This is a genomic window from Sulfolobales archaeon (assembly GCA_038881635.1).
Classification (GTDB): Archaea; Thermoproteota; Thermoprotei_A; order Sulfolobales; family AG1; genus WYEN01.
Genome location: JAVZPJ010000002.1, coordinates 98,839 through 120,207, shown reverse-complemented (window position 1 = coordinate 120,207; position 21,369 = coordinate 98,839). Strand labels below are relative to the sequence as shown.

Annotated in this window: 25 protein-coding genes and 1 tRNA gene; 13 read left to right on the top strand and 13 right to left on the bottom strand. The window is 39.2% G+C overall.

The features are described 5' to 3' along the window. Nucleotides 1–9 precede the first annotated feature (9 nt). Both tmk and QXS89_02325 read right to left on the bottom strand, forming a co-directional pair. The gene (gene tmk, locus QXS89_02330; protein MEM3831017.1) at nt 10–609 is read right to left on the bottom strand and encodes a dTMP kinase; all 600 of its coding nucleotides are present in this window, start codon (nt 607–609) and stop codon (nt 10–12) included. Then, nucleotides 602–1,015, bottom strand: a complete 414-nt coding sequence (locus QXS89_02325; GenBank protein ID MEM3831016.1) for a DUF126 domain-containing protein — start codon at nt 1,013–1,015, stop codon at nt 602–604. The genes tmk and QXS89_02325 overlap by 8 nt, the downstream gene beginning before the upstream one ends. A 466-nt stretch (nt 1,016–1,481) precedes the next feature. Here QXS89_02325 and QXS89_02320 point away from each other — a divergent pair, with 466 nt between their 5' ends. From QXS89_02320 to QXS89_02310, 3 genes are read left to right on the top strand one after another with little or no spacing between them, the layout of a single operon-like run. Continuing rightward, nucleotides 1,482–1,781, top strand: coding sequence for a chromatin protein Cren7 (locus QXS89_02320; GenBank protein MEM3831015.1), 300 nt, complete (start codon nt 1,482–1,484; stop codon nt 1,779–1,781). Next, complete coding sequence (locus QXS89_02315; protein ID MEM3831014.1) at nt 1,771–2,247, top strand: signal peptidase I; 477 nt, start codon at nt 1,771–1,773, stop codon at nt 2,245–2,247. The genes QXS89_02320 and QXS89_02315 overlap by 11 nt, the downstream gene beginning before the upstream one ends. A 33-nt stretch (nt 2,248–2,280) precedes the next feature. Next, nucleotides 2,281–2,814 carry an LOG family protein gene (locus QXS89_02310; GenBank protein MEM3831013.1) on the top strand — a complete coding sequence of 178 codons (534 nt, stop codon included), beginning with the start codon at nt 2,281–2,283 and terminating at the stop codon, nt 2,812–2,814. Here the strand turns inward: QXS89_02310 and QXS89_02305 are convergent. Further along, the gene (locus QXS89_02305) at nt 2,804–3,229 is read right to left on the bottom strand and encodes a 30S ribosomal protein S19 (protein MEM3831012.1); all 426 of its coding nucleotides are present in this window, start codon (nt 3,227–3,229) and stop codon (nt 2,804–2,806) included. The genes QXS89_02310 and QXS89_02305 overlap by 11 nt on opposite strands. 117 nt (nt 3,230–3,346) lie before the next feature. Between QXS89_02305 and QXS89_02300 the strand changes: the two genes are divergently transcribed. Beyond that, nucleotides 3,347–4,255, top strand: a complete 909-nt coding sequence (locus tag QXS89_02300) for a DNA double-strand break repair nuclease NurA (protein MEM3831011.1) — start codon at nt 3,347–3,349, stop codon at nt 4,253–4,255. Between the two features lie 6 nt (nt 4,256–4,261). Then, on the top strand, nt 4,262–5,731 hold the full coding sequence (locus QXS89_02295; protein MEM3831010.1) for an ATP-binding protein: 1,470 nt from the start codon (nt 4,262–4,264) through the stop codon (nt 5,729–5,731). Between the two features lie 74 nt (nt 5,732–5,805). Here the strand turns inward: QXS89_02295 and QXS89_02290 are convergent, their stop codons facing one another. Further along, complete coding sequence (locus QXS89_02290) at nt 5,806–6,891, bottom strand: L-threonylcarbamoyladenylate synthase (GenBank protein ID MEM3831009.1); 1,086 nt, start codon at nt 6,889–6,891, stop codon at nt 5,806–5,808. Nucleotides 6,892–6,950: 59 nt separating this feature from the next. Here QXS89_02290 and QXS89_02285 point away from each other — a divergent pair, with 59 nt between their 5' ends. Then, complete coding sequence (locus QXS89_02285) at nt 6,951–8,327, top strand: DUF1743 domain-containing protein (protein MEM3831008.1); 1,377 nt, start codon at nt 6,951–6,953, stop codon at nt 8,325–8,327. Between the two features lie 90 nt (nt 8,328–8,417). Further along, nucleotides 8,418–8,666 carry an Lrp/AsnC ligand binding domain-containing protein gene (locus QXS89_02280; protein MEM3831007.1) on the top strand — a complete coding sequence of 83 codons (249 nt, stop codon included), beginning with the start codon at nt 8,418–8,420 and terminating at the stop codon, nt 8,664–8,666. A 328-nt stretch (nt 8,667–8,994) separates the two neighbouring features. On the opposite strand, the gene QXS89_02275 is transcribed toward QXS89_02280, so the two are convergent. Together QXS89_02275 and cedA1 are read right to left on the bottom strand one after the other, a co-directional pair. Continuing rightward, complete coding sequence (locus QXS89_02275) at nt 8,995–10,389, bottom strand: hypothetical protein (GenBank protein ID MEM3831006.1); 1,395 nt, start codon at nt 10,387–10,389, stop codon at nt 8,995–8,997. A 12-nt stretch (nt 10,390–10,401) separates the two neighbouring features. Then, nucleotides 10,402–10,692 carry a DNA import protein CedA1 gene (cedA1, locus tag QXS89_02270; protein MEM3831005.1) on the bottom strand — a complete coding sequence of 97 codons (291 nt, stop codon included), beginning with the start codon at nt 10,690–10,692 and terminating at the stop codon, nt 10,402–10,404. A gap of 49 nt (nt 10,693–10,741) precedes the next feature. Between cedA1 and QXS89_02265 the strand changes: the two genes are divergently transcribed. Then, nucleotides 10,742–11,458, top strand: a complete 717-nt coding sequence (locus tag QXS89_02265; protein MEM3831004.1) for a DapH/DapD/GlmU-related protein — start codon at nt 10,742–10,744, stop codon at nt 11,456–11,458. Nucleotides 11,459–11,692: 234 nt separating this feature from the next. Beyond that, nucleotides 11,693–12,370 (top strand): UMP kinase, encoded by a 678-nt coding sequence (gene pyrH / locus QXS89_02260; protein ID MEM3831003.1) that lies wholly within the window; start codon nt 11,693–11,695, stop codon nt 12,368–12,370. 4 nt (nt 12,371–12,374) lie between these two features. On the opposite strand, the gene QXS89_02255 is transcribed toward pyrH, so the two are convergent. Then, nucleotides 12,375–13,172: an HD domain-containing protein gene (locus QXS89_02255; protein MEM3831002.1), complete on the bottom strand. Its 798-nt coding sequence runs from the start codon at nt 13,170–13,172 to the stop codon at nt 12,375–12,377. A 92-nt stretch (nt 13,173–13,264) separates the two neighbouring features. Here QXS89_02255 and QXS89_02250 point away from each other — a divergent pair, with 92 nt between their 5' ends. Next, nucleotides 13,265–14,140 (top strand): TatD family hydrolase, encoded by an 876-nt coding sequence (locus QXS89_02250; GenBank protein MEM3831001.1) that lies wholly within the window; start codon nt 13,265–13,267, stop codon nt 14,138–14,140. 11 nt (nt 14,141–14,151) lie between these two features. Here QXS89_02250 and QXS89_02245 read toward each other — a convergent pair. Then, nucleotides 14,152–14,254: transfer RNA gene (locus QXS89_02245), tRNA-Thr, on the bottom strand. A gap of 110 nt (nt 14,255–14,364) precedes the next feature. Between QXS89_02245 and QXS89_02240 the strand changes: the two genes are divergently transcribed. Further along, a complete protein-coding gene (locus tag QXS89_02240; protein MEM3831000.1) occupies nt 14,365–14,892 on the top strand; it encodes a hypothetical protein in 528 nt (175 codons plus the stop codon). Here the strand turns inward: QXS89_02240 and QXS89_02235 are convergent. Genes QXS89_02235 through QXS89_02220 form a run of 4 tightly spaced genes read right to left on the bottom strand, consistent with a single transcriptional unit; the run spans nt 14,873 to nt 17,606 of the window. Then, nucleotides 14,873–15,403 (bottom strand): 2-oxoacid:acceptor oxidoreductase family protein, encoded by a 531-nt coding sequence (locus QXS89_02235; protein ID MEM3830999.1) that lies wholly within the window; start codon nt 15,401–15,403, stop codon nt 14,873–14,875. The two genes, QXS89_02240 and QXS89_02235, sit on opposite strands and share 20 nt — an antisense overlap. Before the next feature lie 24 nt (nt 15,404–15,427). Further along, a complete protein-coding gene (locus tag QXS89_02230) occupies nt 15,428–16,267 on the bottom strand; it encodes a thiamine pyrophosphate-dependent enzyme (GenBank protein MEM3830998.1) in 840 nt (279 codons plus the stop codon). Further along, nucleotides 16,252–17,385 (bottom strand): 2-oxoacid:acceptor oxidoreductase subunit alpha, encoded by a 1,134-nt coding sequence (locus QXS89_02225; protein MEM3830997.1) that lies wholly within the window; start codon nt 17,383–17,385, stop codon nt 16,252–16,254. Before QXS89_02225 ends, QXS89_02230 begins: the two co-directional genes overlap by 16 nt. Further along, the gene (locus QXS89_02220; GenBank protein MEM3830996.1) at nt 17,382–17,606 is read right to left on the bottom strand and encodes a 4Fe-4S binding protein; all 225 of its coding nucleotides are present in this window, start codon (nt 17,604–17,606) and stop codon (nt 17,382–17,384) included. Before QXS89_02220 ends, QXS89_02225 begins: the two co-directional genes overlap by 4 nt. Nucleotides 17,607–17,823: 217 nt before the next feature. On the opposite strand from QXS89_02220, the gene QXS89_02215 reads away from it, so the two are divergent. Both QXS89_02215 and QXS89_02210 read left to right on the top strand, forming a co-directional pair. Continuing rightward, the gene (locus QXS89_02215; GenBank protein ID MEM3830995.1) at nt 17,824–19,785 is read left to right on the top strand and encodes a molybdopterin biosynthesis protein; all 1,962 of its coding nucleotides are present in this window, start codon (nt 17,824–17,826) and stop codon (nt 19,783–19,785) included. A 10-nt stretch (nt 19,786–19,795) separates the two neighbouring features. Beyond that, complete coding sequence (locus QXS89_02210; GenBank protein ID MEM3830994.1) at nt 19,796–20,965, top strand: hypothetical protein; 1,170 nt, start codon at nt 19,796–19,798, stop codon at nt 20,963–20,965. Here QXS89_02210 and QXS89_02205 read toward each other — a convergent pair. Then, nucleotides 20,952–21,299, bottom strand: coding sequence for a hypothetical protein (locus tag QXS89_02205; GenBank protein ID MEM3830993.1), 348 nt, complete (start codon nt 21,297–21,299; stop codon nt 20,952–20,954). The two genes, QXS89_02210 and QXS89_02205, sit on opposite strands and share 14 nt — an antisense overlap. Between the last annotated feature and the right edge of the window lie 70 nt (nt 21,300–21,369).

The window sequence follows — 21,369 nt, the reverse complement described above, 5'->3', positions numbered from 1 at the left end:
TATGTAGCTCTATTTATTCTCTAGATCTATTTTCCCAGTTATTATTCTCCACGCTTCCTCTATAACTTCTTCAGCTTTCTTCTCGCCGCATACTATTTCTAGCTCTCCTTCTCTTACCATCTCTAGATATATTTTTCTTACTTTCTCTAGAAGTTCTCTTACCTCGTATTCGGGCCATCTGCTTTCTTTCATCTTAATTCTTTCTAGAGCTGTATCTACTGAGACGTCTATATAGATCCCTAGATCCGGTCTTCTAAAAACCTTATTCATATTCTTGATCCATGTTATGTCAGCTCCCATAGCTCCTTGATATGCTATGGTGCTATAGTAATACCTGTCGGAGACAACTATATATCCTTCCTCAAGTAATGGTTCGATAACCATTTTAACATGATATGCTCTGTCAAGGGTCATAGCCAAAGCATCTATAGTAGGATCTGTTTTGATCAAGGTTTTAATCTTTCTAAAAACCTCTGAAAAAGGACTTTCATAAGGTTCGTATGTGTAATAGCTTTTGAATCCTCTCTCCATTAATCTTCTTACAAGATTTCTAGCTAGAGTAGTCTTTCCAGATCCGTCGATTCCTTCTATGACTATAAGTCTAGACATAGACTTTAACCTCCGCCTCTTCTTTCAATGCGTTAACCTCTGCATAAGCATCATTAGGAATCCTCTTTACATCATCCCATCTCTCAATTCTTACAACCGTGATCCCTCCGAGAATACCTCCTATAATAATAATTTGATCAGCATTCTCAACGATCATAGCAGCAGGAGCGAGATTTCTCTTGCTAAGATCATAAAGAATATAAGGACCTACGGTAGAACCTCTAGATCCTCTAAAAAATAGAATTCTACCAGCTAAAGAGATCTCCGGATAACCTCTCTTCCTAAGAAAGCCACTCACTCTATCAATCTCTCCAAGAGGTGATATAAAATCATCTATGACAAAAATCCTCCCCCTGGCAAAGCCCTCAACAATACTTCTCCCCTTTAGAACTACTAACTCTCCCAACTACACACCAAATAACTCGAGTTCTCCAATCTTAAAAAATCTGAGAGGCGGATAACTAAGCTCATATACTACCCGTAGAACACGATAATAGATACATCTCTGATAATGTTTCGGTTTCGTGTCTGATCAATCTAATATCATCAGCTGAAAAAGATGCGGATTCTACATCTGACCTCCTCCCCGCCCTGAAAAGCAAGACCTTCGGGTTACAGGCTAGTGGCAGAGAACTTTGATGAGATGTTGAAAGCTTCTATATGAGATAGATCCTCTTTGAAATACCTAAGATCTGAGATATAAAACTCTAAAATCTTAGAGATGACAAACACAAAGAACAATTCTGAAGATGTTGAGAAGTGAAACCAAGAATATAAACCTGATATGAATCCTGAGTTTTAAAATAGCTAGAAGATTTGAGGCGAGAATTAATTTAATTAATCTTCAACAATCTACATCTAGTGTGAATAGAATGAGTAGAAGAGGGAGAAAACAACCTAATAAATGCCCCAGGTGCGGGTATGTTGTTGAAAAACCTGAGAAAACATGGCATATGATCTCTCCGATTCCTGATGCTTATGGCAGGGTGACTATAACTGTCATGGGTTCTTTTAAATGTCCTAGCTGTGGGTATAGGTGGAGAGGAGTTGTAAGCAAGATCAAGGCTGGAGAAGATGTGGAGATAGGCGAAGGTGAGAAGAGTTCCAGCGAGAAACCTAGAGAAGGTAAGATCATAGAGATAGATCTGAGCGAGATATACGATGAAGAGTAGGTTCTCATATAAGGATGCGATACTAACAGCTCTCTCCATTCTACTACTCTCTCTGATTTTTTACACGAGTGTTACAGGAGCTCATTTGATAGCTGTTGTAGAAGGGCATAGTATGGAGCCTACTTTAAATACAGGAGATATAGTATTCATAATACCTGTATCAGACCCCCGCGAGATCCATGTAGGAGATGTAATAGTATTTAGAAGACCTTCAGGAGAGATGATTATTCACAGAGTTATAAGCATCATCATCTCAGAAGATAAATACTATTATGTGACCAAAGGCGATAACAATCTTGTTCCCGACCCTCCTAATAGAATCGGAGAACCTGGAATAGAGTTTGGAGATGTTGTTGGCAAGATACTGAGCATAGGTGATGGAAGGGTTTTCAAGATCCCTTATATAGGTTTACTTCCTCTAGTTATTCTGAGAAGTTTATACATGCTCACAATGTTAAGAATTTAACTGGTTTCTAGCTACATTATCTAGGGTTTTCTATTGAAGAGAATCTCTTTTGCAGCACATAGCGATGATCCAAATGAAGAACTTCTTAAGGCGATAAGGATTCTCATCAGAAGATTATTCGAGAGACTAGGAGAAAATATGATCTTCTATCTCGGAGGGTATTATGGAACTATGAAAAGTATTGCGGATGAAGCTTGCAAATATGGGATCCAAAGCGTGTTCATACTGCCATATTCAACATATGATGTTCCTAGACACAGATGTTTCATTCCAGTAAGAACTGGGATGGAGTTAAGAGAAAGATCAGAGGTGCTAGTTCTTTCAGGAGATGTACTAATAGCTGTGGGAGGCTATGCAGGTACTATTATAGAGATTATAATGGCTTATGCTAATAATAGAAATGCATACGTGCTAACAGGCTATTCAATGCCTAGTGATTTTCTTGAGAAGATCTTCTCACCTTATATAGATCCTAGAAAGAATGCTATGATAAAATACTTCTATAGAGATCCTGAGGCTTTAGCAGATGAGGTTGCAAGAGAGCTTCTTGGAAAAGCTACTTCATAGCTACAAAGAGGCTGCTCCTAGTAGCTTTCAGGCCTGGCTCTCCGTGTTCTACCTTCTTAGTTGTTAGAGAGTACTCTCCTAGATAATGACCTATCATTTCTGGAGTTACTGTGAATGTTACAAACTCTTTTCCATTATATACTGAGAATGTAAGTCCGACCATTACTGGGAGTATGATCATGTCTCTTATATGTGTTTTAATAATAATTCTCTTACCCTGTTCGAGAAGTCTTCGAGCTTCTATAACCTTCTCCAGCAGTTTTCTCTTTTCTTCAGAAAGTCCTCTTCTAAGACTTCTTCTAGCTCTTGATGGCAGGAGTTTCACAAGCTCGTCCATTGGCATTTCAAGTAGCTCTAGTATATTCTTCCCTCTATATCTTATCTTAAGCCACTCAGGAGGCATCCAGTCAGGAATCTTTTCCACCAATTCTCTTAAGACCCTTATAGAATATCATGTTGAAAGCTATTAAAATACAACATTTGAGAACTCTACATGAAGCATTTAATATCTCAGGCTATATTATATGGGAGAATGCTATCAAGAACACTTGATCTTGCGTATGAGAATGCTAAGAGTATTCTAGATAAATTAAACAGCGTAGCATCTCTAGAGATCTTAGAGAGGATCCAAGATTACTGGGTTAGATACATTCCCAGAGATAAGGATCATTATAGATGTATAGGAGGACTAGATAGTGGATTTAACTGGAGAGAGTTAAGAGGCTTCTTCCTCTATGTAGTTAATGCTCTCTACATAGATACATGCTATAACAGAGAGGAGGGAGTTGAAATAGATCTCAAGATACTTACTTTAAATCCTCAAGATCTTGTAGAGTTAAGATCTATAGCCTTAGAACTGAAGACTCTCAATAAAGTCATTGGAGATAGTGAGAGACTTGTACTAGTAGATGGATCTATTCTGAGCAAGCTTCTCATAATCCTAAGAGCGTCTAGTATCATCAGAGATTCAAGTATTGTAGAAGAAGTAATAGAAGAAGCAGAGAAACTACTATCAAGAGATCTATCAAGAGTAGTATTTCTATCTAAGAACAGCGGATCTCACGAGATTCTGAGAAGACTAACAGGTGGAAAAGAGATTCCAGATCTCTATCTTCTTGAAGAGTATACATCGGGTATAGGTTTTACAAGGCCTATCAAACTATCGCTCGAGTATCTTAACAGATCTATAGATTTTATGATGTCCTATGCAAGACTTGATGTCAGAGGACCTATCATAAGGATCGAGTATTTCAAATCTGAGGAAGATAGCTTTATGAAGGTTCTTATAGATTCTCTTCATAGGATAAGTATAGGAGGCTATCCTCTAGTACTTTCCTTAGCTGATAGAGAGGTGAGAATAAGTGAAGAGGATCTAGATAAGATACTTAGAATACTAGATCTTGGAAGAGAAAATGTGAAGCATAGAATCAAGTTGAGGTGAGATCTTATGACTCGGAATACTAGTAGAACAATCCTAGGCTATGTAATAGGAGAGAGCAAACCTTATGGAGGTGTTTTCATAGCTTTAAGACCTCCACTTCTCGGCGAGTATATAGAGCTTAGATATGACAGATATCATGTTGTAGGTCTTGTACAGAGTAGTATCTCGGGATCTTCTATACTCGATGAAGAGATCCCGGCACAGGATCTGGGTAAACTAGCTAACATGCTTAGAGTAGATGGTAAGGCTGTCTATTATAAAGGCTACTACAGAGTTCTCGGCGAAGTCGAAAGTCTTAAGATACCTCCTATAGCACCTCCACCAGGTACAGAGGTGTATAAAGCTTCTCCAGAAACTCTTAGCAGAATATTCTCTCCCGAGGAACCTCAGTGGTGTAGGATTGGTACTCTGCTTAGAAATCCTGAAGTTGAGGTGAGAGTAGATCTTAATAAGATTGTTCAGAGACATCTAGCGATAATAGCTATGACGGGCATGGGAAAGAGCAATCTAGTAGCTCTTCTAAGCAGAGAGATTGCTAAGCGGAAGGGGACTGTGATCATATTCGATTACCATGGAGAATATAAAGATCTCAGATTAAATGAGGGAGGCAGTATTCTAGAGGCTCAGATAAATCCAAGATATCTTACGTGGTCAGAACTCTCAAGGATCATAGGTGTCAGACCTGGAGCTAAGAATCAAGAGCTCATTATAAGAATATGCAAGTCTAAAGCCGATGAGATTAAAGATAGAAGCTTCATGGATCACTTTATAAGCTGTGTTAAGACTGAAAGTGTTAGAGCTTCAAGAAGTGAGATGAGAGATGCAGCACAGGCAATCCTAGATCTTATTGAGGCTAATAGGTTTTTCCTCGAAAACATTCTAAGCGATTCTGCGAAAGATTTCATAGATCAGATCAGAATCTCAAGAATTAATATAGTAGATCTCACAGGACTTACTATGGCTCAGATAGATGCAATAGTATCACACATGCTTCATAGAATCTTAGAAGAGAGGAAGAGAATCACATGGCTTAAGAGAAGCGGTGAGAAACCTTCGAGAGGACTTGTGCATCCTGTGATGATCTTTCTCGAGGAAGCCCACATATATCTCTCCACGAATAGAGACACGCTAAGCAGATATAGAGCAGAGCTTATAGTTAGAGAAGGGAGGAAATTCGGAGTAGGTCTTGGCGTGGTTTCTCAAAGACCTAGAGGTCTAGACCCTGATGTTATAAGCCAGATCGGTTCATGGGCTCTTATGAGAATAATCCAGCCCGAAGATCAAGCTTTTGTATCTAGAGTCTCAGAGTATATGACCAGCGAACTTATAGAACAGCTACCCGGTCTTAACATAGGTGAGGCTATTCTCGTAGGTCAATGGATTAAGATCCCAGCTATTGTTAAAATAGATCATGTGGCTGAGAAGATCTCAGGATCTGATATAGATCCTGTGAGAGAGTGGTCTGAAACATCCTAGCCTAGCATAATTACCTCTGCTTCCATACCGCTCATATTGATCTATGTTTAGCTGAACCTCTAAATACCTTGGATTCATCCTACGATCACTCTTTCTGTAGAAGCTTTTCTAATTCTATTCATTATAGAAAGTCCTATGCCTCTCTCTTCAACACCTTCTATGAAGGCTATCTCTATATTCTCCTTATCTAATCTTCTAAGGAGATCAAAAACGTTTCTAGCTATCTCATACAGATTATTTCTCCTACCGATCTCATATATTCTCACCCCTTCTAGTAATACCTCTCTCATTCTCTCTAAGGTTTCTCTTGTAGCTATGATGCCAAGTCTTTTATATCTCTCATGATATCTTCTAACCAGCTTGATAAGCTCGCTTGCTATAAGATCTATGTTCTGCTCATTGTATTCTCTAGCTTCTACAACCACTAGAGGTGTTTTAGGAGCATAATGTCTGTATCTTGTTCCGGGTGCTAGTGTTCTCTCAGCTTCACCTAATCCTCTGGCGAAATCCGGTATGTAAACTCTCTCTCCTAGAATCTCTTCGATCACCTCCACAGGGTATGCTCCAGGTCTTAGCAGTGTTGGAGGGCTTGTTAAAATATTTATGATAGTTGATTCAAGCCCGAATAAAGTCTCTCCAGAATCTATTATCATATCAATAGAATCATACAGATCTTCTATAACATGCTCAGCCTTCGTAGGACTAGGTCTTCCAGATATGTTAGCACTAGGAGCTGCGATAGGTCTTTCTGATAATTCTATTAGCTTGAGAGCCACAGGATGAGCAGGTGATCTGACAGCTACTGTGTCGAGACCTCCAGTAGTCTCCAGAGGAATCTCACGTCTCCTAGGAAGGATCAGTGTGAGAGGACCCGGCCACAATCTCTTGATAAGCTTATAAGCTTTTTCAGGAATCTCACGAGCAACCAGATTAAGCTGATCAAAATCTTTAACATGTATTATAAGTGGGTTGTCTACAGGCCTTCTCTTAACCTCGAAAACTCTTCTTGCAGCATCTCTATTAAGAGCATCACATCCCAGCCCGTAAACTGTTTCTGTTGGGAATGCGACAAGTCCTCCTCTTATGATCACGTCTGCAGCCTCTCTCATCTTCTCCAAATCTATGTTCAAAGGATCTACTCTTACTATTTTTGCAGGCATTCTTCATATAAATTTCACACTTGAGTTCTTATTTCTGATTTTTACAAATTCTATACTAGATGGTAAGCGTACACATAGGCTTTGACGATTCAGATGAATTCGTATGGGGCTGCACCACAAATCTTGTTAGAGAGTTTGTAAAAGAGATATCTCTTTCAAGTATAGCTAGAAAGATTAGATTCATAGACTACCCTCTTTTAACAAGACTGAATCCAGCTATACCTTACAAGACAAGAGGTAATGGAGCTACGTCTATTCATATAGAAGTGGAAACAGCCTATGATTATATAGTTAAGGAGCTAGAAGATATTATAATTCAGAAGATAGGTGAAGGAAAGAAGAATAGTGGTAGGGATCCTGGAGCTCTGATATTAGTTGGAGATCTCAGCATAGATATTGCTAGGTATATCTATAGGAAAACACTATCAGACTACGTCACGAGAGATATAGCCGATAGAATTATAATGAAAATAGGTGGGATAACCCCAGCTAGAGGAAGAGGTGTGATCGGAGCTCTAGCATCTATAGCTCATCACTTTATAGAAGGAGATTGCACCTATGAGCTATTAGGCTACACCTTGGATTCTGAATGGGAAGGTGTAGAGCGTGAGAAGGTATATGAGATGGATCGAAAGACCTGGCCTTATACCTTTAATAATATAGATAGAGAGTCTGATAAGATACTTATCACACCTTCAGTAGGCAGACCTGTCTCTATAGGGATTAGAGGTGAGAATCCTAGGATTCTTCTCAAAGCATTCGAGATATTACAACCTAGAGGAGTTGATGAGATCATGATCTTTAGAAGTAATCAAGGAACAGATCATCATATGATCTATAGAGATCTCAGAGATGTAAGACCATATCAAACAGGTTTATTCGAAGGAGTCCTAGCTGAAGATCCTGAGATTTCTGTTGGAGGCGATGTATTTCTAAGGCTTATAAAATCTTCAGAAGAATCAGAGGATAAAGCTATTCTCGTAGCTGTGTACAAAGAACTAGGAGAGGGAAACATGATCGTGAGAAATCTCAGGAGAGGAGATAAAATCCTTGTAGGAGGCTCTGTCAAACCAATGCCTTCTATAGACAGGTCTCATGATATCATAGTAAACGTAGAACTACTCAAAGTCGTAGAAATGACTAGCATATACATAGAGAGAAACCCTAGATGTCCCAGGTGTGGTCATACTATGAAGAGTATGGGTAGAGATAAAGGCTATAAATGCCCTAGATGTGGGTATATAGATAAGAAGATTAGAAAGAGCTTTCTAGAGGTGGGTAGAGACAAGAGTATTATAGGAAAGATCTATAGACCTCCTCCTAGGTATATGAAACATTTGTCTAAACCTCCTCAGAGGTATGGACTGGAGAAAATATGTTCTCGAAGAACTCTATCTAGGATCAATATAGATCAGTTTTATAGAAGAATTGCTTGAGACACATTCATCCACAATATTTTAATCTAGATCCTTAATTTCTGCATGGCTTAAAAGCTATCAAAATCTATATATAGTGTGTGAGTACATATGGCCAAAGCCTTTGTACTTATAAACACAGAAGTAGGAAGTGAGACAGAGATAATTAATAGTTTGAAGAACTATGACGAGATTAAGGAATTATACCTTGTCTACGGAGTGTACGATATAGTAGCTCGAATCGAGGCTGATTCTATAGAGAAACTAAAAGAAGTGGTAGCAGATAAAATAAGAAAGATCCCGAAGGTTAAATCAACGCTTACAATGATCGTGATCGAATCAAGCGAGAAACCTAGTTAGAATTAAGATCACACCCTATAACTAGATGAAAATTGTTTTTAGCGGATCTCCTCTAATGCAATTTCTCATCTCAGAAGTACCTCGGAAGCTTTCCAGCAGCTGCTCGAGGCTTCATCATGCTACGGATCTCGAAACTCTGAGGACTTCATAAGCCGTGCGATTTTTAAAGCTTAAAGACTTACGAAACACGTAAAAATCCAATGAATATCAAAAAAGAATAGCCCCGATATTCTCGATGGATAAGCAGTTAGCAAACTGCTGATAATTAGATCGTGATCAGCTTATCATCCTCTCGAAAAGATGTGATCCTAGTCTTCTCTTTTCATGCTTAAATCTTTCTAAGAGATATGATCCTTGATAAAGCATTTGCAGCCATTATAATTAGCGTGAGATATATTGCTGGCATTAAAGTTGTTATAATAAGTGTCACAACAGCATCTGATAAGAATGATTCTAGGAGATTAGGATTAGCAGTATTAGATTGGTAGGGAGTTATACTAGGCGTAGGAATAGGTGGTTCTGTGTATGTGTATCTTATGGTCACAATATTCAATCCTTCATCTAATGAGATCTTATACGAATAGCCTGAGACTCCATACCAATCCCAAGCATATATCTCATCCGGTGAGATATTGACTCCGTTTTTCTCTACATAGATTATCTGAGTAGTTCGGGGGAATGTTATGTAGAGAGTATCTGGAGAACTGGTAGTTATATTCAGAGCTATGAAGCCTTCTCCATTGCCAGCTTGCTTAGAGTAGCTATAGCTCACTAAATAGTATATATTATGGATCAGTATGTACGGTGCTTCCGATATCAGAATGTTAGGAGTCTTAATACTTATAGTACATGTGGTATAAAGGCAGTTTTCATCTAGACTGAACTTGGAATCTGATGAAAGACGCCATCCATAGAGCTCGATCTCAGCACTCAAGTTTTTCCCTATCGGAAGTCCTCCTCCAATACTTCTAAGATCTATGATACCATTTCTATCAGCCTGATATGCAGCGATCAAGGTATTTAGATCTTCTGAAGAATATAGCTTAACATACGCATATGAAAGACTTTCGCCGGAGTAATCTCTAACCACTATCCTCGGGTATGCTACAGGCGTTAGACTACCTTCTGAAGTGCTTCCAGAACTTAAACTTGTATAGATGAGGTTTATAAATGAAGGCATTGCTGGAAGAGCTATGATGAATACTACTACGAAAGATATCAATAGAGATCCAGCTCTCTTGAATATACCTAGAGGAATGCTGTAGAATAATATTCCTAAGGCGATTAGTATAGCACCTTTCTGAGATATGATCGAATATAGTATTCTCAGAATTAGAAGACTTGTAAGTGATGTGGTCAGCAAGGAGGAGGCTGCAGATACAATAGGATCTATAAGAGATCTAAGGATCGGGTTTATCGAGAAGATCAAAAGCTTGAGTGCTGCGAGTTTCTCTGTTATGTTAAAAAGCTGTATAGAAAACCAGGTCTCCAGATCTCCAGGACTAGCTCCTATTATTGATTGAATAAAGTATATGAGAGAAAGTATGATCCAGAACCCTGTTATCATTATAAAACTTGCTACAGCATCCTTCATCATAGAAGCTCCAAATCTCTTCAAACCCGGAAAAGGTAGTGGAGAGCCTAGAAGAAGTGATCCTATTATATAGTTTAGAAATGCTAGATAATAGGAAAGTTCTAGAAGCGATCCTATACTGTTATACAATGAAAACACCAGCTAGGGCGATGACGTGGTGGTGAGAATACCACTAGGCGGAGGCGGGATCGGAACACCTATAGAGTTTACAATATACACTATAAGCGAGAATACTGTTCCCCCCATAGCCAGCCAGAATGCCGCCCATACGGCGTCTTCTATTAGAGAGTGTCCTGTCTTCTTCAATCTGGTAAGAGGTATGGGAGCTCCTCTCAAAGCCCATCCTATCATCCATGTCAGTATGAAGATAGCCCAAGCCACTATCATAGCCTGTACTGCAAGCGTTCTTATGAATACGACTAGGTCGCTCATACTACACCCCATATAAGCTTGTAGGTCTTATAAAAGAGTGGTGGCTTATATGATCTCTTCAAGAGCTGTGATTAAAAACGCTCATGTATCTCCCAGGTCTAATGTGTATGGTGGTAGTATTATCTCTGAGAATGTGATCATCTTAGACTTCTCAGAAATAGGTTTCCCTTCGAGAGATACCTTGAATAAGTATATAACCCAGTATAGTAGATCGATAGAATTTGAAGATCTGATTGAATATGGAGATGGTGTTTTCATAGATGAGGGTAGCATCATAAGATCTCATGCTATCATATATGAGAGAACCAGGCTGGGGAAGAGAGTTAGAACAGGTCATAATGTGTTGATAAGAGAAAACTGCGTAGTAGGAGACGAGACGACCATAGGTAGTGGAGTTATTATAGATGGAGATGTTATAATAGGCAGGAACGTAAGCATACAATCAGGAGTATATATACCGCCAAAGGTTTTCATAGGCGACAACGTCTTCATAGGTCCTAGAGCTGTTTTCACAAATGATAGATACCCCCCAAGCCGAAAGCTTGTGGAAACCTATGTAGAGGATGGAGTTGTAATTGGTGCTAATGCTACTATAGTAGCAGGTGTGAGAATCGGAGAAAAAGCTGTTGTTGCTGCAGGATCTGTTGTGACAAGAGATGTTCCCAGAAACACTGTTGTAGCAGGCGTTCCTGCAAGACCTCTGATGAGCAGAGAGGAGTACGAGTATCGAAAGAAAATATATGAAGAATCTAGCCAGCATATATAAAGACCTTAAATTATTCTGGCAACTATTTCAATCTAATGATCGTTCGTGCCAGCTTCCATCACTTCTCTGCTATGATCACTGCATGATCTTCTCTCTGTACAGATGTTCTGTAGTTTCCTCATCTCATATTATGTACATGCTTCTAGCCATTCCTCTACAAATCTTTATCAGAACCGAATCTCTGATAAGTTATTGATTTAATCTGGAATTTTATAAGGGTTTTAGGGAGCTGAAGTGAGAAGAATAGTGCTAAAGATCAGTGGAAAGCTCCTAAACCCTTCTAATCCTGATCTTATAAAAAGATATATAGATGCGATCAAAAAGATCTATGAAGAAGGTTATAGAATAGCAGTAGTAACAGGCGGAGGAGAGATTGCGAGAGAATATATAAGAACTTGTAGAGAGATTTCGAATAATGAAGGCATATGCGACCTCATAGGTATTGAAATGTCTCGCGTAAACGCACTCCTGCTAGCAGGAGGGTTGGGTGATATAGCTTATAGGAAGATACCTAGAGACTTCGATGAATTTCTAGAGGCATGGTCTACAAATAAGGTTGTGATCTTAGGAGGTATACAGCCCGGGCAGTCTACTAGTGCTGTTGCTGCTGTTATTGCAGAGATAGTACGCTCGGATCTACTGGTATATCTAACAGTTGTTCACGGGGTGTATGATCGAGAGCCTTCTCAACCGGGAGCTACCCTACTTAAAGAGGTTTCAATAGATGAGTTAGAAAACATATTAAGAGGTCAGAGTTTTATTGCTGGAGGGTATGAGCTTATAGATCACGTAGCTATAAAGATTATTAGGAGGAGCAGGATTAATACTGTTGTAGTCAACGGCTACGAGCCAGAGAATCTTTTTAGAATTCTCTCTGGAGAGAGTGTGGGAACTCTGATAGTTCATAGATGAAGCTTTATAAAGTCTTCATAGTGGGATAGTATTGCGAGAGCTTGCCTTCAATCTGTATCCATACTTCTATATGATCCTCTAGAAGGCTTGTCATTATCTTAGGCATTAGAACTTCTTCTATCTGGAACAATCCTGCGTAATCGTTCATCGTTACAACTATTCTAACAGGTCTAGAACTGCCTCTCTCAATATCAACACTTTTCACCGAGAGAGCTGACATAGAATGCATATCGATCTTACCCATCTTATAAGGTATTCTAGCTCTTCCCATAGACATATCTGTTCCATCAGCTATTTTAACGATTCCGGCTTCAACGCTCAGACATTTCACAGAGTATTCTGTTGAGTATATGGCATGAAGTATCTCTTGTCTTATGCTTATAGCTTTTCTCCCTCTTATCATGAGTTCTCCCAGGATCCTGTCGACTATTCCTCTTGATATGATCGCGCCAAGCATCTCATGGTTACTTCTATGAATCGAATTTCCTATATCATGAAGATATGCTCCTAGGAAGACTATTAGACGAGCTTCATCAACTGTAGAGGTTGTTCTATCTCTTAATGATGTGGGTTGGATACCGCTAGATATGAGAAGATCAAATATCTCGAGAGCAGCACCAGATACTATTCTAGCATGAACAGGGCCGTGATCATTATACCTTAGCCTTGACACAGCGAAGATATTACTCATTCTAAGTAATTCCTGAACTTCCTCATCTCTTTCTAGAATCTCGCTGGCTCTTGATATAAGCTCATAGCTTTTAACCTTACTCTCGTACAAATCCAGATCTACTCTCGCCATATTATACCACCTCTAGAGAGTAACTTAAGAGATCTTATATAGTGTTTTTCTATCTTATATTTTTAAGCATATGAATTCATTATGGCGAGGTGATGAAATTAGAAGAGCTTCCAAGAGATCTAGCATATGCTGATGCGCATCTCCATAGCAACCCTCTCAAGGGATATGGGGCTGAGGTTATAGGACGTAGATTTAAAGAATCTGGAGGCTGGTTCATGGCTTTGATAGGGCTTCCTCCTACGTCTCTAGGTTTTAAACCTGATCTAGAAGGTTTCACAAGATCTATAGAGATTCTTCTCAATGAATGTAACAAGCTTAGAGGCACGGGTCTAAAGGTGGCGTGCTTAGGAGGCTTCCACCCTGCTATGGTGGATAAGATGATTGATAATCATAGAATGAGTCCTGAGAAAGTTTATGAGATTTCATTAGAGATCATAAGATATGTCGAGAAGCTTATCAGAGAAGGTTTTTTAGATGGCGTGGCTGAGGTGGGTAGACCTCACTACAAGACATCTCCAGAGTATGTAGTTCTCTCAGAGATGATCCTGGATTCAGCTCTTGAAATGATAAAAGAAAACAATGCAATAGCACATCTCCATCTCGAGGAGGGAGGATGGATCACAGCTCAGGATATAAGTAAAAGAATCAGGAGATTCTCTCTAGATCCCTGGAGAGTAGTTCTACACCATTCGAGACCTAAGAATCTGAGACCTGCAGTAGAGATGGGACTTGTAGCGTCTGTACCGGCATTAATTCAAATAATAGAGAATATCAGAACCGTAGAGAAGAGGTATGTATTTGAAAGTGATTTCCTGGATGATCCGGAGAGACCTGGAAAACCTATGTTCCCATGGGATGTGATCTCTACCAGTAAAATCTCTCTAGAGAAAGGATTTCTCACAGCTGAGGATCTATACGTAATCCATATCGATAATATAGAGAAGATCTATGGAGTGAAGCCGCCCTAGAAAATGATAAGAGCCGCCGGCGGGATTTGAACCCGCGACTTCCGGCTTTCTCGGCGACCTCGGCACCAGGCTAACCGTACAAGGCCGGCGCTCTACCAGCTGAGCTACGGCGGCTTTCTATACCATTAAAAATCTTGTTAGAAGCCTTTAAAACTCTACTCCGTAGATCTAGGAGGAAACACTTTTATTTGGATACTGTCAAGCTAGGTCTCAGGAATCAGGTCATGGCTTCAACGGATGCTTCTCCATTATACCCTAGATCCTTTGATATTCTAGAGGTTGTTCCTAGCTTTAAAACTTCAACCGGATCTAGGGATCTTGATAGTATATCTAGGGATCTTAAAAAGTTGTTTGTATTCAAGGAGGTTAACACAATGATCGGTATAGAAGATCCTGAACTAGATCTTGTTCTAAGAGATCTTTTCCAAGACTGGGTTCATATGATCGGATATCCTCCTTATAGAGAAGATTTCATAGAGAGACTACTTAGAAAGAATATACGCATATTTGAAGATCACGAGAAGTTAATCTCTTTAGAAAATCTAGTAGAAGTCTTAGGGCAGTACTTTAGAGAGTCTACTTCCGATAGAAATATGCTAGAGGATCTATATAGTTATGTTAAGGAAGAACTTGAGATATTAGGTATATCAGATATCATAGGAGATCTAGATCATATAGACCGAGAGAATATACTTAGATATGTAGCTTACGGTATTTATATAATAGTGGTTTCTAATCTAGATCTATTATAGATCTCCTGAATGCTCTTATATTAATCTCTCTCCACTCTTTAGGAGTTTCATCAGCTATGATCTTCTCAACATGCTCAGGATCTATGATTTTAAGTATTTTAACAATGTGACCTAGGGCAATCATGTTAGCAACTCTAGATGTGTTAAAAAGCCTCTCAGCAATCTCTGTATAAGGTTTTGCCTGAACTCTAAATCTATCCAATCTATTTAGAACTCCTGGATCAATTATATTACTATAGTCTACAAGAATAACTCCTCCATCTCTTACTAAATTTAGATATGCTTCCAGCTGTTGCTGATGCATAAATAAAGCTATATCAGCTGCACGAACTTTTATAAAATCGGCTTCTTCATACGAATCAGATATAATAAGATCGGCTCTTGAATCTCCTCCTCTAACTTCAGCAGCATAAGATTCACTTCCTAGCACATAGTAGCTTGTGTATCTTGAGATAGCCTTACCAAGAATACGTCCTAGAACTAATACTCCCTGACCTCCTCTCCCCGCGATCAGTACCTCGATTCTCGTAGTAGATCACCTCATACAGTCTCTCCGAAGAAGCCTTAGATGATCTATATAACCCTTCTCCTCTCTATCTACAAAAACTCCTAAGACAAAACCTTTTTCCCAGTCATACTCACTCTCATCAATAGAAGGATTCTTTTTCACAATCATCTTATCTCTAAGCCTTCTATAAAGTTCAACCGCGTCTCTCAAGCCTATATGTCTTCCGAATACTTCAGGACATGTGGATATAACCTCTATAAGTATGAAACCTCTTCTCTCAAGACCTTTATAGAAGATCTGCTCGAGTAGCTGTGGATGTGTAACAGATCCTCTAGCCACGTAATTTGCTCCTAGAGACCATGCAAGTTTAATTAGATTCAAGGGTCTTTCAAAGCTCCCCTCCGGTGTTGTTGTAGTATAGATTCCTGGAGGTGTTGTAGGTGAGTGTTGCCCACCTGTCATAGCGTAGATCATATTATTAATAACTATAACCATTAGATCCATGTTTCTTCTTATTGCATGAAGAAGATGATTACCACCTATACCTGCGATATCACCATCTCCTCCTACTACTATAACTCTTCTATCAGGTTTCACTATCTTTATAGCTGTTGCGAGAGGTATTGCTCTTCCATGAGCTGTTCTTATGGAGTCAAATTTAACATACATCGCTACTCTTGAAGAGCATCCGATTCCTCCTACGAATACTATCTGATCTTTTCTTAGAAATCCTTCTCTTATTCTCCTGTCAATAGCTTTTAGAAGAGCTTGGGTTGCGATACCTATGCCGCATCCGGGACACCATAGCGTGGGCAGCTTCTCAACCCTTAGATAGATATCGAGAGGATTCGCTAGTGCTCTACCCATTTTCTCACCATTCTTTTAATCTCATTAGGATCTGGAATCTCCAGATCTATCACTGGAATGCTTATCACAGGTTTGTCTCTGATAACTCCTCTAATCTCTCTATAGTACAATCCCAGATTATTCTCAACTACAAAGACCATACTACTCTCCTCGCATAATTTTCTCAGAGCTTTCTCATTTATAGGATAGAGAGTGTTGATAGTGAGAAGACATGCTCTAATAGATTCGTTTTCAAGTTCCTTAACAGCTACTCTCGCAGATAGTGCTGTAGAGCCATATGAGATCATCATATAGTCACAAGAACCTGAAGGTCTTGTAATTCTATACTCAAAAATTTCTTCAGATCTCTCAATAATCTTCTTGTAAAGTCTCTCCATAAGTTTTCTCTGAACATGTGTGGTGGGTGCGTAGACTCCTCTCTCATCATGTGTTAAAGTCTCCACATATATATCATATCCATCTCCTATACAAGCCATCGGAGGAACGAGATCTTCTTCAGCTTCATAAGGCTTATAAAGATGAGGAGGTTTAGTAGGTTTCTTTCTCTCTATAATCTCTATTTCGCCAGCACTCCTCATGACAACTCTTCCAAAAGTATTCGCCAGCACCGCGTCAGAGAGTAATATTACAGGTGTTCTAAGCTTCTCCGAGATATTAAAAGCCTTAATCGTGAGATCATATGCTTCCTGAGGTGTTGAAGGTGCTAGAACAGGTATTATAAGCCCTCCATGAAAGCCGTACACTGCTTGCAGAACATCATATTGTCCTGTCTTAGTTGGAACACCTGTTGCAGGACCTGCTCTCATTACATATGCGATTACCAGAGGTGTTTCAGTCATTACTGCAATGCTCAATCCTTCAACCATTAGAGAAAAGCCTGGACCGCTAGTTGCTGTCATAGATTTAACACAACACCATGAGGCTCCTATAACAGCATTTATAGATGCTATCTCATCCTCAAGCTGAATTGCGTAGCCTCCTACCTCTGGCAGTCTTCTCGATAGATACTCGAATATATCTGATGAAGGTGTTATAGGATATCCTGCGTAAAATCTCAAACCTGCTGTGATTGCTCCCTCTGCTATAGCTGTGTTTCCATTTACATAATCCACTCTCATAATCCACCACCTGAGATATATATTGCGAAATCAGGGCATGAATACTCGCATATCTTACAACCAATACATCTCTCAATATTCCTAGGAGTAGGATATCTATAACCTCTCTCGTTTTTCTCAGAGCTTTTCTCGAGAACTTTCGTAGGACATAGAGCTATGCAGAGTCCGCATTCTTTACATCTATATTCTATCACGTGGATCTCAAATCTTTTCCTGATCATATTATCACCTAGATACACGGCTACAGATCTTCTATCTTAAGGATCTTTAGATCTAGAGATAATTCTATGAGAATCAAGAAATTCAAAAGCATTATCCTTATCCCCTATATATGTATTTCAAAGACTAATTAACCTTATAAGATCCTCCTCAGATTTCTAGCGCGCTCCTAGTATGCCATCTATTTTATCCCTAGAAGAATAATATCATTGGATTATAATGAGAGGAGGTATAGTTTTTCACAGACTTGTATCAGTTGATGAAGCTACCGAGATTCTCTACAGAACTCTAATAGAACTTGGATATCCTAGGATTAGTGAGAGAAGATTATTAGATTCTCTAGGGCTTATAGCGGCTGAGGATATATACGCGAAAACAAGCTATCCACCTTTCGATAGAAGTACTGTAGACGGGTATGCTGTAAGGTCTATCGATATAGCTGGCGCCAGCGAGATCGAGCCGAAGATTCTCAGAGTTATCGGTAGGGTTAGTGTAGGAGAGATACCTCTCGGAGAAGTTAGAGAAGGTAGCGCGATAGAAATCTCTACAGGAGCTATGATTCCTAGAGGAGCTGATTCTATAGTTATGATCGAGTACACAAAAAGATCTGATGACAATCTCTATGTCTATAGAAGTAGTGTTCCGGGAGAGAATATATCTCAAGCAGGTTCTGATATATCAGCTGGAGATCTAATAATTAGAAAAGGTAGCAAGATCACATTTAAAGAGATAGCAACAATCGCATCAGTAGGATTAGATAGGATCAGAGTTTACGAGCCTCTGAAAATATCAGTATTCTCAACAGGTGTAGAGCTAATACCTCCTGGAGCTGATCTACCTGCTGGAAAGGTGTATGATATAAACGGTTATTCTATTACAAGCTTCTTTAGAGAATTAGGTTTCGAGGCATATTACGAGGGTATATTAAGAGATGATCTCAAAGAATTTACTGAGAAGATCACAAGTGCTTTTGATAGATCTGATATCGTTGTCACCAGCGGAGGCACCTCAGCAGGTTATAATGATCTTACATACAAGGTTGCAAACGAGATAGGAGCCGAGATATTATTCCACGGTATAAAAGTAAGACCTGGAAGACCGACTCTCCTAGCTAGATACAAGAATAAACTACTAATAGGTCTGCCCGGATTCCCTCTCTCATCTATGATGATACTCATAAGAGTGGTAAAACCAGCTCTGCTCAAGCTATATGGGTTAGAAGATTGGAAGAGTGTTGCCACTGTAATAATACCTCATAGGATCGAGGTAGGCAAGGGCGTGAGAGAGTTCATACCGGTAGCTGTTGTTGAAACATCCAAAGGCTTTGTAGCATATCCTATCCAGAGAGGTTCTGGCTCTGTGATGAGCATGATCATAGCGGACGGATTCATAGAAGTTCCAGAAGATAGAGAGTATCTCGATGAAGGTGAGATGTTGAAGGTTAATCTCTTCACAGATATATCAAAAGTTCCAGAGCTCTACTTCATAGGAAGCCACTGTCTAGGTGTTGAGCTGATCCTAAGACTCTCAGGGTTTAGAAGCTTCAAGAGCATCTACACAGGCTCCCTATACGGGTGGAATGCAGTTAGAAGAGGTGAAGCAGATCTGGCTGGGACACATCTGTTAGATGAGGAAAGCGGAGAGTATAATCTCTTTATGATTAGGAAGCTAAAGCTTGAAAAGGAGGTTTATCTCGTTAGAGGCTATGGTAGAAGGATTGGTTTTGTGGTGAGGAGAGGTAATCCGAAGAATATAAGAGGATTCAAAGATCTTCTGAGAAATGATGTTGTTTTCGTCAACAGAAATAAGGGTTCTGGAATCAGAACTTTCACTGATATTATGATAAAAAAGATCATAGGAAAAGAAGATCCTATGAAGATCATAAGAGGATACACGTATGAAGTGAGAACACATACAGCGGTTGCTGCTGCAGTCAGTCAAGGCAGAGCTGATGTAGGGATCGCTATAGAAGCCGTATCAGATCTATACGATCTCGATTTCATACCTCTTACAGAGGAGATCTATGATTTTGTAATACCTAGAGATAGAATTGATAAGAAGAGTGTTCAGAAATTCATTGAAGTTCTCAGAAGCATCGAGTTTAGAGAGCTTCTTCCGAGAAATCTGAAAGGGTATAGAATCCTTCCTGATACTGGTGAGTTCTTACATAAACCTCTCTAGGTGACATTGCATGCTTCAAGATCAGAGATCTTATCGTAGTTCTGATAATCTAATCCTTATACTTATGTTTCTTACAGTATTCGTCTCCGTATATCTTCACGGAGTTCTAATGTATTATAGCGATATATACTCGATACTTCTAGATAGAAGCAGAGGAGATACAATCTATGGGATCCCATATATAGACTTCAGATTTGAATACCCCCCTCTTGTGGGAGGTCTTTGGGCTTTATCCTCTCTCATCACAAGGATAATCCATACAGAAGATCCTGTTAGATTTCACATGTACATGCTCTTCACATTCAACGCTTTATTCTATGTGGCTTATGTATATGCTATCTCAAGGCTTTTGAGATATGTAGGAGGAGATATGTTGAGAACTATACTCTCTATATCTTCATTCTCTATGGTGTACTATCTGATGTATAACTGGGATATAGTAGCGGTGTCCCTGGCTCTTCTATCACTTCTGTATATGTTTAGAGATAGATACATACTCTCAAGCATTCTCGCAGCGCTCTCGGTGCTTGCTAAAGTCTTTACCGCACCATTATTTTTAGCACTTTTATACTACTCCTATAAAAAGAACGATCTCACTAGAGGTTTTAAAGCTTTAATTCTCTCGTTATTCATAGTGCTAGGCGTCGTATCGCTAATGCTGGTATTCATTCCTAGAATATATGACTACTTCTTTGTATATCATAGCAACTGGTATTGTGAGAACTGTTTTTACATATTGTTCACAGATAACATATGGGATCCAGGTTTTAGAATTCTATCTATGGTTCTAATGCTTGTAGTTCCTCTACTGGTTTCTGCTGCTATCATGAGCTTCAAATCACCTCTAGATACTAATACCAAGGTCTATACACTCTCTTTCCTATCTATAGCTTCTCTTATAAGCTTCTCTTATGTTTACTCTCCTCAGATGAATATAATGATCCTACCATTATATCTCGTCCTGAAAGGTCTAGCTCTAATCATGATGATCGCAAGCGATTTTCTTAACATGCTTATAATGGTCTTGTGGTTTAAAACAGATCTATTCACACAATATCTAGGGATCCCACCATCAGATCCTCATCTTAGAACAAGTCCTATCCAATGGATCAGTTTTACAAGAATAGTGTTACTATGGATCGTGATTATAACCACTCTATATAATATTAGGAAGAAGTAGAAGAACTTCTGTTACGAGAGATAAGATCTTTTCTCACCAATAGAAATACATAGCCTCTTCTAGATGCAACCTTGCACCCGATATCTTCTGCAAGTCTTTCTATATCTTCTTCTCTAACTTTATCGCGTGCATTCTTCAGAATCTTTACCTTCATAAATCCTTTCTCATCGATTCTTCTTTTAATCTCTTTCTTCAGACCCTCTGAAATACCTTTGAAACCTATCCTCAGATCTATCTTCTCAAGAGTCATGATCTTACTTATATCTCTTCTACTAATCCTGCCCATATTCATCATGTCTACTATTAGAGTAACAAAGATAAAATACCATTTCACAAGTCATGAGATTATGAAAACGACCGATATAAACCTGTGTAAGAGCTGAACCTCATGTAAATATAATTCC